Raw genomic sequence first — 17736 nt, forward strand, 5'->3', positions numbered from 1 at the left:
GTTCACCCTTTTCTCTTATCTAGCCAATCATAGAGCGGAATCGAATTCTCACTTTTCTTTACCCTCGTCACGTTGCTTTTATCCGATGTATTACCTGCCACTTGCTCATGAAAAGCAGCGGAAGCCACACGCGCCTGCTCCGGCGTTTTGATGTTTTTACGATTCCAATTGAGTAAAATTCGATCCATATAGCGAAAACTCAATTTTTGCGAGAGTACAGCTTCTCTCAGAGCCTCCCGAATCAACTCCGGGCTATTATGATCCTGATCCACCCAAGCAGACAACATTTCCGCCTCCATCGGGGATAACGGACGTCCGAACTCCTTCTCAAACTGCGAATACAAACTCATTTGCTCTGTCTCACGCGACATCATTTTTTGCTCTTGATGCAGATTCTCGAAAAAAAGCATCAGTTTTTCCCAAAGCGGATCCAGCGCATAGCTCTCCGTATAGACTTGCTCACCTTCATTCACTTGTGTAATCATGACAAGCTGTTTGTTAACGAGCGCCTGAATAATTCGAAAAGCCTGTTCCGTACTAAATGTTGTTCGCCCGGCGATTTCTTCCATCGATGGAAAATAGATTCCTTTTTCAAGAAAGGACTGCAGCTGTAAAACAACGACAAACTCCTGCTCATTCATGCCGATTTTAGCGTAGTTCTCGACTAATACTTGCGGTAACGTCACATTTCCCGCGGCTAACCATTTTTGCATTATTTTATTATCCATCATGAAACACCTCATTAGAAATTATACCATGAAAAACGAGGGAAACGTGATGAAAAAACCTTTTTGGGAGAGTTTTTGTGTTTTTGACTTGTCTTGGTAGGATTTTAGCAATATAAAAACAGCCAGAACGCCGCAAAAATGAATTTTGTGGGTACTGGCTGTTTTTATATTCCAAGTAAGCGTCTTTTATTACGGATACAAACGATTCAACAGTCTTGGGAATGGAATCGTTTCGCGAACGTGTTCTGTCCCTGAAATCCATGCAACTGTGCGCTCTAGGCCAAGTCCAAAGCCAGAATGTGGCACAGAACCGTAGCGTGCTAAATCTAAATACCAGCTATAGGCTTCCAGATCCAGATCAAACTCTTTCATGCGCGCTTCTAAAATCGCTAACTCATGAATACGTTCTGATCCACCGATAATTTCACCATATCCTTCTGGCGCAATCAAATCAGCACATAGCACGACTTCACTGTTATTCGGATCTTCTGGCATATAAAACGGTTTAATGGCTTTTGGATAATGCGTGATGAAAACTGGCTTCTCAAAATTATCCGCAATCGCTGTTTCATGCGGCGCTCCAAAATCGTCACCCCATTCAATATCTTCAAAACCTAATTTCTTCAGTAACGTAATCGCTTCTGTATACGTGATTCGTGGGAACGGCGCGACCATTTTCTCTAAATGCGAGACGTCACGGCCCAGACGATCTAATTCTAAGCGACAGTTCTTAAGCACAGCAGCGACAAGGAATGCCACATAATTCTCTTGTACTTTTAAGCTATCTTCCAATTTGTAAAATGCCATCTCAGGCTCAATCATCCAAAATTCGATTAAATGACGGCGCGTTTTCGATTTCTCTGCACGGAAAGTCGGTCCAAATGAGAAAACTTTTCCAAATGCCATCGCCGCAGCTTCCATATACAGCTGACCGCTTTGTGATAAAAAGGCATCCTCTTCAAAATATTTCGTATGGAATAGCTCGGTTGTGCCTTCTGGTGCGCTTCCTGTCAAAATCGGTGGATCAATTTTCAAGAAACCTTCTTCGTTAAAGAATTCATATGTCGCACGAATAATTTCATTACGAATCTTCATAATCGCGTGTTGACGATTCGAACGCAACCATAAATGACGGTGATCCATCAAAAATTCTGTGCCGTGTTCTTTCGGCGTAATTGGGTAATCGACAGACTCACTGACAACTTCAATTCCAGTCACAGCCATTTCATAGCCGAACGGGGAACGCGTATCTTCGTGAATCGTCCCAGTAACATAAAGACTCGTTTCTTGAGACATACCTTTCGCTGTTTGAAACAGTTCTTCACCGACTTCTTCTTTGACAACAACGCCCTGCATAAAGCCAGTTCCATCGCGTAATTGTAAGAAGGCGATTTTACCACTAGAACGTTTATTGCTGAGCCAACCGCCAATTTTTACTTCTTTGTCTACATATTTTGCTGCTTGATTAATCGTAATTTGCATGTTTACACTCCCTAATTTTTCATAAAATCTTTCATTCGGTTAAGCGCTTGTTCAAATAATGCTGGGTCTGTCGCATAGGATATCCGAATATAATCCGGCATACCAAAACCTGAGCCTGGAACAACCGCGACAAAGGCATCATCTAACAAGCTCTTTGCAAAAGCATCCACATCTGCAAAGCCCTTCATACGTGCTGCTTCTGCTACATCAATAAAGAAGTAGAAGGCACCGTCTGGCTTCTTCGGTCTAAAACCCGGAATCGATTCCAACACTGGATAAAACCGCTCCATCCGTCCCTCAAACGCCTTATACATACTTTCAGAAACCGCCTGATCCCCATTATAAGCTTCCACCGCGCCATACTGAGCGTTTGCTGTCGGATTACTCGTCATATGATCGGCAAGTCTTCCCATACTCGCAATAATCGATTCTGCCGCAGCTGCATAGCCAATACGCCAACCAGTCATTGCATACGCTTTGGAAACGCCATTAATCACGATGGTCCATTGATATAACGCGTCACTCAAAGAAGCAATCGAAACGAGATCCTTTTTGTCCCCGTAATATAACTTCTCATAAATTTCATCAGAAACGATATAAATGCCATGTTTCTCCGCAACTTCGCCAATCGCAACAAGTTCCGCTTTCGAGTAAGCCATCCCCGTTGGATTGTTTGGAGAATTAAGCACGATCGCACGCGTTTGTGAGGTTATAGCCTTTTCAAAATCAGCGGCAGTAATCTTGAAATCCGCATCAAAACCAGTCTCAACAAAAATTGGCACACCGCCAGCAAGCTTAATTTGCTCCGGATAAGTCACCCAGTAAGGTACAGGTATAATGACTTCATCGCCAGGATTCAGAATAGCTTGAAAAGCACAATAAAGCACATGTTTCGCGCCAGTTCCCACAAAAATCTGATTCGGCTTATACGCTAAATTCTGATCTTGTTGCAACTTGTCGATAATCGCTTGCTTTAATTCTGGTATCCCCGTTGTTGCTGTATACTTGGTATATCCTTTGTTCATCGAATCCACAGCAGCATCAATGATATTTTGTGGTGTATTGAAATCCGGTTCCCCAGCTCCAAGCCCAATAACATCGATTCCTGCTTGCTTCATTTCTCTTGCTTTTGCTGTAATCGCAAGTGTTGGCGATGCAGCAATTTCTTGGACACGTCTCGATAGCGGTAGGTCCATGCACGTTCCCTCCTAAATTTTAAAAAGTTTTATAAATTCTCAATTGCTCGGTACCATTCGCCTGTTTCAAAATCCAAATCATAATAATTCAAGTTGTTATCCTTGTCTAAATAGGACACTTCCCAAATTGGCACACCTTTATCCATACCAAGCGTCACATTCAGAATCTTAACTGGATTCTTTTCCTGCTTCACTTTAGCAATTGCCTCGTCTTTTGTTATACCATCTTTTGCGTACTTGACGACCACTGTCCCCTTCTTACTCTTAGGAACCCACACAATGATATCTTTCTTCTTACTATTCTTTCCTGTTAGCACGTAGTAGACACCATTCGAGCCATTATACAAATAAAAATTCTCTTGCTCTTTCAAATCTACCTTGCCATCAATGCGTGCAAGTGCGGTCTCTTCATCTGCGCGAACCGGCTTCTGGGCGCTGTAGAAAAAGATGAAAAACCCTGCTATTACAACGACAATCGCGGCAATACTAATCCAAATCCACTTCCAGTAACTTTTTCGATTACTTTTTCGCAACATATCTACTCTCATTTCTATTAGCTTTTACGCTGTTGTCGCCAATTTCAGGCATAGGTTTATTATAGCAATACCCTCACGATATTTGAAGCGAAAAAACGCTTATTCAAAAAATTTCTTCACTTCCTCCAATAATTCCTGTTCTTTGCCTTTTACAATAGGCACCTCAGGAATCGAGTTCAAGAATGCTTTTCCAAAATTAGTCGTATCCATGCGATTATCAAAAACGAACACAATCCCACGATCTGTTTCCCGCCTGATCAGCCTTCCAAAGCCTTGTTTAAAACGAAGAACAGCTTCTGGTAGCGAATAGGTTTGAAATGCATTGAGCCCCATTTTTTTACGCAACGCAATTTGAGCTTTCGTATAGGGATCCTCAAGCGGAGCAAACGGCAGACGCACAATGACCAAACAAGATAAATCATCGCCCGGAATATCAACCCCTTCCCAAAAACTCATCGTCCCTAGTAAAATGGCCTTATCAAACGCGAGGAATTGTTTCGTTAACCGTGCTGGGCTACCCGATGACACACCTTGCGCTAAAATACGATATTCCGCAATAGAGGAATCCTGATTCATTTTTCGGTATGTTTTTTGTAACATATCATGGGCAGTAAACAGGACAAGCATGCGACCCGATGTTTCTTTGGCAATGGCACTGAGATAACCTGCTAACTTGCTCGTGTACTCCTCAACAGGTGTTCCTTTCACTGGTAACATATCAGAAGGAATCAGGATTCGTGCATTCTCTCCATAATCGAACGGTGACTTAATCTGTTTGGTCACTATAGCAGCGTCTAAGCCTAACTCAGCCCGAATATAAGCAAACGAATCATCTACCGTGAGTGTTGCAGACGTCATAACCACTGATTTTTTAGTATCAAAGAAATCCTTCTGTAGCGTATGATTCACCTGCACAATATCTGCTCTAAGCCGTACACTACTAAGCGCCTTATTCTTATCTGCCTCGATATAAAGCATCATCGCCTCTTCCTTCTCGTAAAGCATCCGAGAAAGCTGGCTCTCCGCGCGTTTCCAATCAATTACAAACGAATAAACTTCTTCTAAAAATACCGATTCGCCCTCACTAAATTTCTCAGCCTCTCGCTTACCATGTTCCAAAACATGGTCGAGCGTGTTACTCACTTCACGCATCAGCAATAGTACCTTTTCACCTGCGAAAAACAAGGCTGCATCTAATTTCTCATCGATGACATTCTCAACCAGAATTAACTCCGTAGCATTCTTATTTGCCTTTAGTAACTTCTGCGCCAACAGTAAGAATAGGTTCTCTAACGCCTCTTCTAGCTTTATGATAGCAATCTCAATATCAAAAAGCTGATGTTGTTCCGGAAACATGAGTTCTAACCGCTGTAGCATAGCTTCTTTTCCTAGTGTTCCCAAGCGATTGATAAAAAATTTCATCCGACGATAGGAAAAAACAAAGCTCTGTTGTGCGCGTGCCGCATCTGTGAAATGATGCGCCTCATCAATAACTGCATATTCATAATCTGGCAACCATTTCCCACCACTAAAATGATCCTGTAAAAGTAAGGCATGGTTCACAATAATTAAGTCTGCCGCCTTGGCTTGCCTCTGATTAAACAAATAAAAATCATGGGCTAACCACGGATCTTTTTGAGGAGACAAAAACCATCCGGTATGCTTCATTCGATTCCAGAAAAGCTGACCACCACCAGATAAATTCACCTCATCAATATCCCCAGTCGTCGTTTCCGTCAACCATACAAGAATCTGCATTTTCGTCAAGACAACATCATAGGTTTTATCTACTTCCGATAGCAATTGTTCAAATTTAAACAAATTGATATAATGCTCTCTCCCCTTTAACACAACTGCCTGTATATCGAAATCGGTCAGCGCGGAAAGTAACGGAATATCTTTATGGAATATTTGAGATTGCAAAAGGTTCGTATATGTACTAATCACGATTGGAATTTGGCGTTCCTTCGCAAAATAAATCGCTGGCAAAGAATAACCTAAAGTTTTCCCAATCCCTGTTCCTGCTTCCATAAGTGCATTTTCTTCTTTTTCCCATGATGTCATAACCGTATCCATCATCACAAATTGACCAGCTCGAGGTATTAAAGTTTCATCTGCTTCCTTAAAAAGTGCCGTTTTCTCCTCATCCGTCTTTGGATACCGTCTAGTATCCGCCCGACTATACTGCACTTCTTGTATGCTTTTATTGCGAATCACGAGACCTCTATATTCTGTCCATTTTGTATCAAGCATTGCCAATTCGCGTTCTTTACGCATCTCTATCTCAAAAAGCAACTCCGCAAGGTATCCGGTTAAATGTTGCGAAAGCGTCGTTAGTTTACGAATAGTCGCAAGCGGTAATGTCTCCAATTTCTCTAGAAAAAGCAACATCAATTCAGCCGTAACGCGCGCATCACTATCTGCTCGATGGGGAGCATCATGACCTAGTCCAAACTCATCAGCTAAGTCTTGCAATTTAAAACTATCCACTGTCGGATACATAATTCGCGCTAATTCCACCGTATCAAGAAGCTTCATTTTGAGTGGCACTTCACCAGCTTCATGCATCTCTTTTTGTAAGAAAGTCCAATCAAAACTCACATTATGCGCTACAAAAATACCGCCATCAATCAGCGAATGGATAATCGATGACACATCTTCAAATAATGGTGCATCTTTCACGTCTTTGTCGGCTATTCCCGTCAATTCTTTAATAAAAGGAGGAATCCGCTTCTCCGGATTTAGGAAAGTAGAGAACTGATCTATAATCTTGCCGCCCTCCACAATACACGCCGAAAATTGAATAATTTTATCCGCCTTATTCGCTTGGTTTCCCGTAGTCTCCAAATCGACGACGATATATCTTTTATTTTTCACGATTATCCCCCCTTTACTCCAATCGGGAAGCTAGATTCAAAACCTAGCTTCCTCCACATCTCATAGTGTTGTTCGCGCTTTTTCTTCTGGCAAAGTCTGTACAACACGATTAAGCTCATTCAGAACCACTATTTTAGGTTGATGATTCGCTATCTCTTCTTCCGAAAAAATACCGTAAGCCATAATAATAATCGTATCGCCAACCTGCGTCATTCTAGCCGCTGCACCGTTCAAACAAATAATACCACTATTTCGCTCTCCAGGTATAATATAAGTCTCCAAACGAGCACCATTATTATTATTTACAATCTGTACCTTTTCATTTGGCAACATATCAACCGCCTCCAGTATCGCCTCGTCAATCGTGATACTACCAACATAATTGAGGTTAGCTTCCGTTACAGTGGCCCGATGAATCTTACCATGCATCATGGAACGCATCATGTCATGCACCTCCTATGATTTCATTATCAATTAATCTAGCTTTCGAATATTGCACACAAATCGCAATAATAATAGGTTTTTCCCAATCTTCCACAGGTTCAAACGAAGGATACTGATACATATCTAGATAAACAATTTTTTCATACGAGTTTTTCTGATCTATGGCTGCTCGAATATTTGCCAACACGCTCGCCTTATCTTGCCCCTTCACTTCTTCGCGAGCTTTTCGCAATGCGGCATGAATAACTGGTGCCTCCTTGCGCTCCTGCTCTGTCAAATACACATTGCGTGAACTTTTTGCTAGCCCATCCTGCTCTCTAACAGTCGGAACCACACAAATCTTCAACGGGAAAAAATAATCAGCAACAAAGCCTTGTACTACAGCTACTTGTTGCGCATCTTTCTGACCAAAATAAGCGTTATCCGGTTGAACAAGATGAAACAATTTCCCTAACACCGTCAAAACCCCATCAAAATGCCCTTCTCGAGTCGCTCCATCCAATACAGAAACTCGTTTCTGCGCATGAATCGTTGCCGTCAAACTCTCCGGATACATCGTTTCAACAGAAGGCATGAACAAAATATCTACGCCATTCTGCTCTGCACGTACCGTATCTCGCGCTTCGTCACGGGGATAGCTTTCGAAGTCTTCATTTGGTCCAAACTGTGTTGGATTCACAAAAATACTCATAACTACAACATCATTTTCCATATGAGCCGCTTTCACAAGTGCCATATGACCTTCGTGTAAAAAACCCATCGTCGGCACAAAACCAATCGTTTGCTGCTGTTTCTTGTAAGATCTGACAGCTGCTTGCAAAGCCTCTATTTCGCGTATAATTTTCATATCATTGGCCCCCGTATAGACCCTTAAGCGTTTCTTCGCTCATCGTAAAGGTATGCTCCAAAGCTGGAAAACTACCCGACTTCACATCGCTAACATAGGAGGTCAAAGCGGTATCGATCATGGCATCTACATCTGCGTACGTCTTCACAAATTTAGCTACACGATCCGTTCCGTATTGAATCACATCATGATACACCAGTACTTGACCATCCGTATCCACGCCAGCCCCAATACCAATTGTTGGAATCGAAATAGCTGCTGTTACCTCTTTTGCCAGTTGTCTTGGGATGGCTTCTAAAACGAGCGCAATAGCACCCGCTGCCTCTGCTTCTTTTGCTTGCCTCAATAAACCTTGTGCTGCCTCTTTTGTTTTCGCTTGCACCTTGTAACTACCTGTTAAACCTACCGTTTGCGGCGTCAGACCAAGATGGGCAACAACAGCAACACCACCAGCACTCAGATGCGTGATTTTGGTGAACACATCACCAGCGCCTTCTAATTTCAGCGCATTTGCACCCGTTTCTTGAATGATTTGCCGGGCATTTCGAATCGTTTCCTCTGTCGAACCATGGTAACTTAGAAACGGCATATCTGTAACAATAAATGTATCTGGAGCACCCCGCCGCACCGCTTTCGTATGATGAATCATATCAGCAATCGTCACTGGAATCGTGGAATCATATCCTAGAACAACCATTCCCAATGAATCACCCACTAGAATCATGTCGACTCCCACCTTCTCGGCATTCTTTGCTGACGGATAATCATAAGCAGTTAACATCGTTATTTTCTCCTGTGCTTCTTTCATTTGTAAAAAATCAACAGGTCTTTTCATTTCAATCGGCTCCTTTTGTCTCTGTCCTAATTGGATCAAAGCAAAATATTTTTAAACAAAGAAAACATGTGCCGTTCTTACTCGAAGATACAGCCAATCATTGCTTTCCTCCTTGCTATAGTAACACATTTCAAGCCGTTTCGAAAGTTCTTAAACTGACTATAATTGACAGTATTAGAAAAAGAGCGCATGCCTACCGAAATACTTCGCGACATACGCCTCCCTTTCTATTTACTGTATTTTCCAAACCAACCTTTTAGCGCGGTCTTATCATCATTTCCATCGTATCGCGCCACTTCTTTACCATCTTTCAAGTAGAAAATAACTGGGACTGTCTTTACTTTCATGTCCTGCAAAAATGTTTTTGTATCATCCTCAGCCGTCTCTCGTGCCGCATCTGTATCAAAATAAGCCAAACGCATCTCTTTATCTTTCAAAACACTATCCAACGTTGGTTGAAAAGCCTGGCAATCTGGACAGGTCGGTCTACCAATATACACAAAACCGCTTTCCTTATTATCCAATTTCGCTTGGAATTCTGCTAACGTTATTTTGTCTAATTGCTTACTATCTTCCGTCTTCTCACTACCGCATGCAGCAAGCACTAAAAACACGCCTAACATTCCTAAAAATAATAATTTCTTCATCATTTCAAATCTCCTCTTTTTTATATCGGTAAAATCAAATGAATATCTAGCGGTTCCAGCTCAAATAAATAGATATCTGGTGGATTCGCTAATTCTGCGCCTAGCCTCAAGTAGAAGTCTACTGTATTACGAACTGGTGTCGCGGATATATATAGTTCCTTTGCACCGAGCTCTGTTGCCTCTTGGGAAATAATATCGATAAGCCGCCGACCAAGCCCTTTTCCGCGATAATCATGGCTGACGTATAACATGTCCAGCTTCATCGTCTTACCGTCAATAAGGTAGCTTTCCAAGGACACAAGCCCAACCAAGATACCTTCTTCGTATGCTCCAATAATAATGCCATCTCGGTCAAAAAGCGACTCTAAACGTTGCACATAAATCGTGAGCTCACTCTCGAGCCAGCCTTCGATATCATAGTATTCCTTCACTAATTGCAACATTTGATTCCGAACATAGTAAACTTCCCCAACGAATTCCTTACGATCAATATCCTTCAACTGAGATAATTCATCCCGAACCAACCATTTAAACTCCATCTATTCAGCGCTCCTTTTCAGCAATTTTTCTTAGTATACCTGAGTATCTTCTAAAAGAAAAAACGCTAAAAAGGGATTTCAAATCGAATTTTGTATATCTATACGCGTAAATCATGCCTTATCCTTCTTTTTTCATGCCACACCGTTCGTTTCTGCCAGCCAATTTTCGCCTAAAAAATGAATTTACTAACCGAGCAAAATATCTGCGGAATAAATCTTGTGTTCTTCTCCCACAGCATCTTGAACGATCAGCACACCTTCATCTGATATTCCCTTCACCGTTCCACGAATCTCGCCTCTTAACGTCTTTGCTACGATTTTTTCACTAAAAGGAATGGCTCTTGCTTCCCACAATAGTTTAATCGGCGCAAAACCTTGGTCTAGGAATAGCAAATAGTATTTTTCCAACTGAGAGACAATCTCGCCATATAACGCGCCTCTGGAAATTGGGTGACCTGCTAAAATAGCTAAGGATGTCGCTTTATCACGCAATTCTTCTGGAAAAAAGTCTTGATTCACGTTGATGCCAGTCCCAATAATAATCGCGTTTACCTGCTCTGCCTCGGCTTGCATTTCCGTTAAAACACCGCATACTTTACGTTTTTCGATATAAAGGTCATTCGGCCATTTGATTTGTGGCTCTAAACCTGTGATATTCTCAATCGCCTCAGCAACGGCTAACGACGCGATAAAAGTAAACTGTGGCACTTGTTGCATCGGGATTTCGGGTTTTAGAATCGTGCTCATCCAGATTCCTGTTCCCTTTTGCGAATTCCACGGTCTTGCTAAGCGTCCTTTTCCTGCCGTTTGTTCGTCAGCGATAACGACTGTTCCATCGACCGCTCCTTCGCCAACGAGTTGATGCGCAACGATTTGCGTGGATGTTACTTCTGGATAAAAAGCTACCTGTTGCCCGATGAATTTCGTTTTGGCGCGAAAATAAAGCATGTCTTCTGTGAAAATTTCTTCGGCTGGTTGAATCGCATAGCCACTTCCTCGTTTTGCCTCAATCTCAAAGCCAGCTTTTTTTAACTCTTCTATTTGCTTCCATACGGCTGTCCGACTGCAGTTCAGCGCATCGGCAATCTCTTGACCTGAAACTAAACCACCCTCTGCTGCTCGAAATACATCCAATAATTTACGCCGATTCGTTGATAACATGTTCCACCCATCCTTTAATTTCTGACTGTGTATTCCTTATTTCTCCTTCAATGATGGCTTGATCGAGCCTCGCTAGCAAATCTTTTAGCCAAGGGCCTCCTTTTTTATCCGTCCATGCCATGATGTCATCGCCACTCGCCTGAATCTCGCTTCGTGACTGGACAGGTAATCCGTCAAAGCGTTCGTGTAAAGCCGTCCACTCTGTTTCGCCCGTTTGGATAAATCGTGCTTTTTCGACTAGCGCTACCGTATGCGTTCCTGTTGCAAACAATTCGTAGTCGCTCCACACTCGTTTATCCGCCAAATCATACGCTTTTGAGACCTCACGGATTAGCTTGTTTGGCAATTTCCAAGCGCGCAAAAAGTTTCCTACATTCTCCGGCATCACAGCGAGGACAACGATAAACCAGATTGTTTCGTCATCACGAGCCGCCGCTAAATCCCAAGACGCTAATCTCTGAATCGCGGCATTTTGGCCTACAAATCCAGGTAAATACGGTAACATCTCGAGTTCCTCTACTAATGGCAATGCCGTTTTGACCGCTTCACCCTTCATTAATTTCACAAATTCGACGGCAATCCGTTCCACCGCAATGTTTTTCAGAAGTGCGATATTTTGTTGCATCGCCTCATATGTATCTTTTTCCAGTGAAAAATCTAACTGACTTACAAAACGAACACCGCGCATCATTCTTAGTGCATCTTCGTGAAATCGTTCCCATGGCTGACCGACCGCGCGAATCTGTTTATTTTTCATATCTTGCTGACCGCAAAACGGATCAATGAATCGGCCATCAAGCCCCATCGCTATCGCATTCATCGTGAAATCGCGACGCTCCAAATCCTTCTCCAACGAACGAATAAAAACAACCTCATCTGGGCGTCTGAAATCGGCGTACGTTCCCTCTGTGCGAAACGTCGTAATTTCATATATTTCTCCCGCTTCCAAGACAGAAACCGTCCCATGTTCGATACCAGTATCAAATGTCCGCGTGAAAATCTGCTTTACTTCTTCTGGAAAGGCACTTGTTGCAATATCAATGTCCGCTACTTCACGACCGAGCAACGTATCTCGTACAGAGCCACCTACAAAATAAGCCTCAAAACCAGCCTGTTCTAGTTTCGCTAAAACAGGCACGGCTTTCTTAAAAATTGCTTTCATCCATTAAAACTCCTATTCTTCGTTGCGTCTTAAATCGCGCCAATCCATAAATCCTTCTTGCAAACCGCGCAATAATACTTCTGCCGTTCCGATATTGGTTGCAAGTGGAATTTCATAAACATCACATAATCGAATGAGCGCGGTCACATCTGGTTCGTGTGGTTGCGCTGCGAGTGGATCGCGTAAGAAAATCACCAAGTCCATTTTGTTCTCCGAAATCCGGGAACCAATTTGCTGATCGCCACCGAGCGGGCCTGACTGAAACCGGTGTACCGAAAGTCCAGTCGCCTCCATAATTCGCAAACCAGTCGTTCCTGTCGCGAATAACGTGTGTGGCTCTAAGATGAGTTTATAAGCTAACGTGAGCTCTATCATCAATTCTTTTTTACGATCGTGTGCGATTAAGGCAATGTTCATGTACTAACCACTCCTCATCAAATTAAATTTTCTAAACCGTAGACTAGTGTGTCCAATTCTGCCGTTTTGCGAATCGAAAAAGCAACGCCTGACATGAAAGAAATGCGATCGTAGGAATCGTGGCGAATCGTGAGTCCTTGGCCTTCTGCGCCAAATTGCACTTGTTGGTGCGCAATCAAACCTGGTAGGCGAACACTATGAATCCGCATCCCTTCATAATCCGCACCACGAGCCCCTTTCATCGTTTCCTCTTCGTTTGCCGCACCTTGTTGTTTCGGATCGCGAACTTCCGCCATCATTTCCGCCGTTTTCACAGCCGTACCGCTTGGCGCATCCAGTTTATTATCATGGTGCAGTTCGATAATCTCCACATCTGGGAAGTATTTCGCCGCTTTTTGCGCAAATTGCATCATCAGCACCGCCCCCACCGCAAAATTTGGAGCAATAATCGCGCCAATTTTTTTCGATGCTGCGAGTTCTGTCAATTCCGTAATTTGTTCTGGTGTAAAACCTGTCGTACCAACAACTGGACTCACACCATGCGTCAACACTAATTTTGTATTGGAATAGCCAACTTTCGGCGTCGTAAAGTCAACAACGGCGTCCAGCGTTACACTAGTCAGTAATTTTTCTAAATCATCAAATACGGGTACGTCCAAATCCGAAAATTCCGCAATTTCGTTGATGTTCTTTTCTTTTGGCGCATGGTCAAGTACTGCAACTAGTTCCAAATCTGCTTCACGGAGGACCGTTTTTACGACCTCATGCCCCATTCTACCTTTAAAACCTAATACTGCTACTTTCATTTATTTGTCCTCCTTCTTGGTCCATCTATCGGCGTCACGTTCCTTGAATTTCTTCATGACCGTATCGTGGGCCTCTTCTAAGCTAATATTTAGCGAATTTGCCATACAAATGAGGACAAATAACACATCTCCGAGCTCCGCGGCTACTGTATTCTCTGGTTCGCTGGCTTTCTTCGGTTTCTCGCCGTAATAATGATTAATCTCGCGAGCAAGCTCTCCTGTTTCCTCTGTCACGCGCGCCATCATCGCTAAAGGAGAAAAATATCCCTCTTCGAACTGGCCAATCAACGCGCCTACCTCATCTTGCAACTGCTGCATCGTTTTTGCCATGCTTTGTTTCGCTCCTTTTGTGGTAAACTAACGTAAGGCTTTATTTACCCATTTTACGTCTGTTATAATCATTATAGCTAAGAAGTCCTTGCTACGTCTATAAAAAGGAATTTATACGTGGAAGCAATAAAAAAGGGAGTGATGCCTGTGTGGCAAGATGTTCGTGTTAAAAATATTATCTTTATTTTACTTGGAACAACGATTTACGGGTTCGGACTTGTAAACTTCAATATCGCGAATGATCTTGGGGAAGGTGGATTAACTGGGATTACCTTACTATTACTACATTTCACAGGTATTGATCCTGCGTATTCCAACCTTATTTTAAATATTCCGCTGTTTTTCATAGGCTGGCGCATTCTTGGAAATCGCGCGCTGATTTATACCATTATTGGAACGGTGGGCCTTTCGCTAGCTCTATGGGTTTTCCAACGCGTGCCGTATCGCCTTGATCTGCATGATGACCTTTTACTCGTGGCGCTTTTTGCGGGTGGTTTTACGGGAATTGGGCTTGGTTTTGTCTTTCGTTATGGCGGGACAACGGGTGGTAGCGACATCATTGCCCAAGTGCTACATCGTAAAAAAGGCGTGAGTATGGGACGGACTTTGTTTGCGATTGACGCCGTTGTGTTGACGCTTTCGTTATCTTATTTGGACGTTCGGCAAGTGATGTATACACTCGTTGCGGTTTTCATTGGCGCTCGTGTGATTGATTTCATGCAAGAAGGAGCCTATGCCGCCCGGGGTGCCTTGATAATTTCCGCCCATAATGATAAAATTGCCGACCATGTGATGCTGGCGATGAATCGAGGCGTGACGGTGCTTGAAGGACGCGGCGGCTTTTCGAAAAAAGATCAAGATGTGCTGTATATTGTCGTTGCGAAGAATGAGATTGTGCAGCTGAAAAACATTGTGAACGCGACTGATCCACACGCCTTCGTCTCCGTTTCCGTCGTGCATGACGTGATGGGAGAAGGTTTTACGTTGGATGAGGATAAGAAGCCGTTGATATGAAGAACGAAAGGCTGAAACGGCCCGTTTAGCTCCGAAAAAAACTGGAGCGGCCGCAATAAAAAGCCGCTCTTGCTTTTTGTGGAGGGCGTGAAGTTTTCGAGGAGTTGGCCGTTGAAGCTAGATCCGACGAAAGGCTGAAACGGCCCGTTAGACCCGAAAAAATTTGTTAGGGGCCGCAGTGAAAACCCGCTCTTGGCTTTTGCGGAGGGCACGAAAATTTCGAGGGTCTGGCCGTTGAAGCTGGATCCGGAGGCGCAGAGCATAAAGCAGTGCAAGGAACGAATGCTCACTTTGCTCACACTCATATTGAGGCTCTAAGGAAATACAGGACATTTCCTAAGACCCACAACAAAGCTGAAACGGCCCGTTATGTTGCTAAATCAAACCGTTGTTTGGTTTGATTTAGTGAATCAATAGGCAGCTGAGCAAAGCGAAACTGACAACCTTTTATTTGTTAGGACTCGCAGTGAAAACCCGCTCTTGTTTTTTTACGGAGGCCACAAAATTTTCGAGAGTCTGGCAAATGGAAGGCAGTTTCATTGTATTCAACTGCATATTGAGGTTCTAAAAAAGCACACGACGCTTTTCAAGAACCACAACAAAGCTGAATCCGGAGGCGCAGAGCATGACGCCACACTCGATAAAAAAATGCCACACAACAAACCTAGACCAGCGCACCGTACTAAAAAAATTTTGCGTTACTGTTTTAAAAATAAGTCTTATTTTGCATCCAACGGCCATTTTAAGGAACGAATGCTCACTGCGTTCGCACTCATATTGTGGGCCTAATTCAGCAAAAGATGCTTCATAAGGCCCACAACAAAGGAGCCCAAAACCATGGAAAAAATACTAATCGTTGAAGACGACCCAAAAATCGCGACGCTATTACAAGATTACCTACGCCGATACAATCTAGACGCCCACATCACAACCGACTTCGATGACGTGATGCCTCTTTTCGAAGAACTAACGCCTCACCTTGTCCTGCTCGATATCAATTTGCCGAAATATGACGGTTACTTTTGGTGTCGCAAAATTCGTGAAGTCTCGGTCTGCCCAATTATCTTCATCTCAGCGCGTGATGGAGAACTGGACCAAGTCATGGCGCTTGAAAACGGAGCGGATGACTACATCACAAAACCATTTTCCTATCAAGTCGTTATCGCGAAAGTGCGTGCCCAATTGCGACGCGTCTATGGCGATTTTGCCAACCAATATCAAGAACCTGAATTTCATGAAGGTACACTCTCCTTTTATCCGCTAAAATTCACAATTGAACGCGCTGGCAAAACGCTAGAACTTAGCAAAAATGAAGCGAAACTGCTCGAAGTTATTTGGCGAACTGCTCCAAATGTTGCAAATCGCGATCTCTTATATGAAGAAATTTGGGATGAAGTCACGTTTATTGATGATAATACGTTGAGTGTCAACGTTGCCAGACTCCGTAAAAAGCTACTAGACCTTGGTGTCAAAGATTCGATTAAATCTGTCCGCGGTTACGGTTACCAATGGGTTTACAAGGAGGAATCATAATGCGTTTATTTTTTCGTAGTCACCTATCCTTCCTTCTATTCGCACTCATTTTATCGCTCTCAACTGTGGGCATCTTTTGGCTAGACGGATACAGCAGTGCTCGCCTCACCATCTATGTCCTTTTTCTCTGGATAGTGCTCAGTATCTTGTTCCTAACCGTCCGCTACTTCGGATATCGCCGCGTCTTTAAGCGCCTAGAACAAGCCGATGTCGTAGCATCCGAATTTCATCCTAACGAAGGTTCCCCGTTCACACAAGCCTTCGAAAGCTACTTAGCGCAACAATACCACGCCTACCAAATCGACTTACAAAAATGGCGCGCAAAAGATGCCGATCGCAATATTTTCATCAATCAGTGGGTGCATCAAATGAAAACCCCCGTATCGGTTATCGAGCTGATGACACAAAACCAGTCCGACCCAACGCTTCGTAGCATTCAAGAAGAGACCGATAAAATCAAGCAAGGCCTTGACACGGTTCTTTACACACTACGCCTCGAAACCTTTGAAAATGATTTCGTTGTTGACCATACAGACTTAAAAACGCTTGCCACCGAAGCCATCAACGAACATAAACGGCTTTTTATCCGACATCAACTCTATCCAAAAGTCGACATCGATTCCAGTCTATTTTTAGAAACCGACAAAAAATGGTTCGTTTTTATGTTGGGACAACTCCTGTCCAATGCGATTAAATACTCACCACAAAAAGGAAGTAACATCGAAATAACAGCGATTACAGAGTCCACAGGCTATTTACTGACTATCCAAGATTACGGTATCGGCATCGAAAAATCAGACCTTCCTCGTGTTTTTCGCCCTTTCTTCACAGGAGAAAACGGCCGCAAATACCAGCATTCTACAGGCATGGGGCTTTTCCTCGTATCAGAAATATGTCAAAAGCTTGGGTATCGACTCGCCATCGAATCTCAAATAGGCTCCGGCACAACGATTCTAATTCGAATTCCTATCCAGAAATAAACGGAGAATAACATAAGCCTCCAACTGTGGAAAAACCACCATACATGATTTCACGACAAACCTCTGCGTGGCGACAAATGCTTAATTTCTAGGCAAAAGCGAGTAGCAGCATGGACTATACTATGGAACGGAGCTTTTGCTGAAACTTACAACAACGTAAGCTTTTGTCATTAGAATCGATACCGCACTTTCCCGTTTGTTT

The 17736-nt window shown here is 43.1% G+C and carries 18 protein-coding genes; 3 read left to right on the plus strand and 15 right to left on the minus strand.

Annotated features, from left to right (window positions below; translation table 11 throughout):
• Window positions 1-2 precede the first annotated feature (2 nt).
• The 15 genes from EP58_RS11430 to EP58_RS11500 form a co-directional block, all read right to left on the minus strand.
• On the minus strand, window positions 3-728 hold the full coding sequence (locus EP58_RS11430) for a DnaD domain-containing protein (RefSeq protein ID WP_036093758.1): 726 nt from the start codon (window positions 726-728) through the stop codon (window positions 3-5).
• 189 nt (window positions 729-917) lie between these two features.
• The gene (gene asnS, locus EP58_RS11435) at window positions 918-2210 is read right to left on the minus strand and encodes an asparagine--tRNA ligase (protein WP_036093530.1); all 1293 of its coding nucleotides are present in this window, start codon (window positions 2208-2210) and stop codon (window positions 918-920) included.
• Window positions 2211-2221: 11 nt separating this feature from the next.
• Complete coding sequence (locus tag EP58_RS11440; protein ID WP_036093533.1) at window positions 2222-3406, minus strand: pyridoxal phosphate-dependent aminotransferase; 1185 nt, start codon at window positions 3404-3406, stop codon at window positions 2222-2224.
• A 29-nt stretch (window positions 3407-3435) separates the two neighbouring features.
• Window positions 3436-3954, minus strand: coding sequence for a cell wall elongation regulator TseB-like domain-containing protein (locus tag EP58_RS11445; RefSeq protein WP_236637255.1), 519 nt, complete (start codon window positions 3952-3954; stop codon window positions 3436-3438).
• An 87-nt stretch (window positions 3955-4041) separates the two neighbouring features.
• A complete protein-coding gene (dinG, locus tag EP58_RS11450) occupies window positions 4042-6819 on the minus strand; it encodes an ATP-dependent DNA helicase DinG (protein ID WP_036093536.1) in 2778 nt (925 codons plus the stop codon).
• Between the two features lie 60 nt (window positions 6820-6879).
• A complete protein-coding gene (gene panD, locus EP58_RS11455) occupies window positions 6880-7263 on the minus strand; it encodes an aspartate 1-decarboxylase (RefSeq protein WP_036093538.1) in 384 nt (127 codons plus the stop codon).
• 1 nt (window position 7264) lies between these two features.
• Window positions 7265-8110, minus strand: a complete 846-nt coding sequence (gene panC, locus EP58_RS11460; RefSeq protein ID WP_036093539.1) for a pantoate--beta-alanine ligase — start codon at window positions 8108-8110, stop codon at window positions 7265-7267.
• A 1-nt stretch (window position 8111) separates the two neighbouring features.
• Entirely contained in the window at window positions 8112-8945 is an 834-nt protein-coding gene (gene panB, locus EP58_RS11465; protein ID WP_036093542.1) for a 3-methyl-2-oxobutanoate hydroxymethyltransferase, read from the minus strand.
• A 227-nt stretch (window positions 8946-9172) separates the two neighbouring features.
• On the minus strand, window positions 9173-9595 hold the full coding sequence (locus EP58_RS11470) for a thioredoxin family protein (protein ID WP_036093546.1): 423 nt from the start codon (window positions 9593-9595) through the stop codon (window positions 9173-9175).
• Between the two features lie 17 nt (window positions 9596-9612).
• Window positions 9613-10131: a GNAT family N-acetyltransferase gene (locus tag EP58_RS11475; protein ID WP_036093549.1), complete on the minus strand. Its 519-nt coding sequence runs from the start codon at window positions 10129-10131 to the stop codon at window positions 9613-9615.
• Between the two features lie 186 nt (window positions 10132-10317).
• Window positions 10318-11292 (minus strand): biotin--[acetyl-CoA-carboxylase] ligase, encoded by a 975-nt coding sequence (locus EP58_RS11480; RefSeq protein WP_036093551.1) that lies wholly within the window; start codon window positions 11290-11292, stop codon window positions 10318-10320.
• Window positions 11270-12454, minus strand: coding sequence for a CCA tRNA nucleotidyltransferase (locus EP58_RS11485; RefSeq protein WP_036093553.1), 1185 nt, complete (start codon window positions 12452-12454; stop codon window positions 11270-11272). The genes EP58_RS11480 and EP58_RS11485 overlap by 23 nt, the downstream gene beginning before the upstream one ends.
• 12 nt (window positions 12455-12466) lie before the next feature.
• On the minus strand, window positions 12467-12871 hold the full coding sequence (gene mgsA, locus EP58_RS11490; protein WP_036078325.1) for a methylglyoxal synthase: 405 nt from the start codon (window positions 12869-12871) through the stop codon (window positions 12467-12469).
• 17 nt (window positions 12872-12888) lie between these two features.
• Entirely contained in the window at window positions 12889-13677 is a 789-nt protein-coding gene (gene dapB, locus EP58_RS11495) for a 4-hydroxy-tetrahydrodipicolinate reductase (RefSeq protein WP_036093555.1), read from the minus strand.
• Complete coding sequence (locus tag EP58_RS11500) at window positions 13678-14007, minus strand: nucleotide pyrophosphohydrolase (protein WP_036093558.1); 330 nt, start codon at window positions 14005-14007, stop codon at window positions 13678-13680.
• Window positions 14008-14154: 147 nt separating this feature from the next.
• Here EP58_RS11500 and EP58_RS11505 point away from each other — a divergent pair, with 147 nt between their 5' ends.
• The 3 genes from EP58_RS11505 to EP58_RS11520 all read left to right on the plus strand — a co-directional run bounded on the left by EP58_RS11505 (window position 14155) and on the right by EP58_RS11520 (window position 17534).
• Window positions 14155-15021 (plus strand): YitT family protein, encoded by an 867-nt coding sequence (locus tag EP58_RS11505; protein ID WP_036093560.1) that lies wholly within the window; start codon window positions 14155-14157, stop codon window positions 15019-15021.
• Window positions 15022-15858: 837 nt separating this feature from the next.
• Window positions 15859-16554 carry a response regulator transcription factor gene (locus tag EP58_RS11515; RefSeq protein ID WP_036093562.1) on the plus strand — a complete coding sequence of 232 codons (696 nt, stop codon included), beginning with the start codon at window positions 15859-15861 and terminating at the stop codon, window positions 16552-16554.
• The gene (locus EP58_RS11520) at window positions 16554-17534 is read left to right on the plus strand and encodes a sensor histidine kinase (protein WP_036093563.1); all 981 of its coding nucleotides are present in this window, start codon (window positions 16554-16556) and stop codon (window positions 17532-17534) included. The genes EP58_RS11515 and EP58_RS11520 overlap by 1 nt, the downstream gene beginning before the upstream one ends.
• Window positions 17535-17736: the final 202 nt, after the last annotated feature.

Origin of the sequence: Paenilisteria newyorkensis, from assembly GCF_000766145.1 — a bacterium.
In the GTDB taxonomy this organism is placed as follows: domain Bacteria; phylum Bacillota; class Bacilli; order Lactobacillales; family Listeriaceae; genus Listeria_A; species Listeria_A newyorkensis.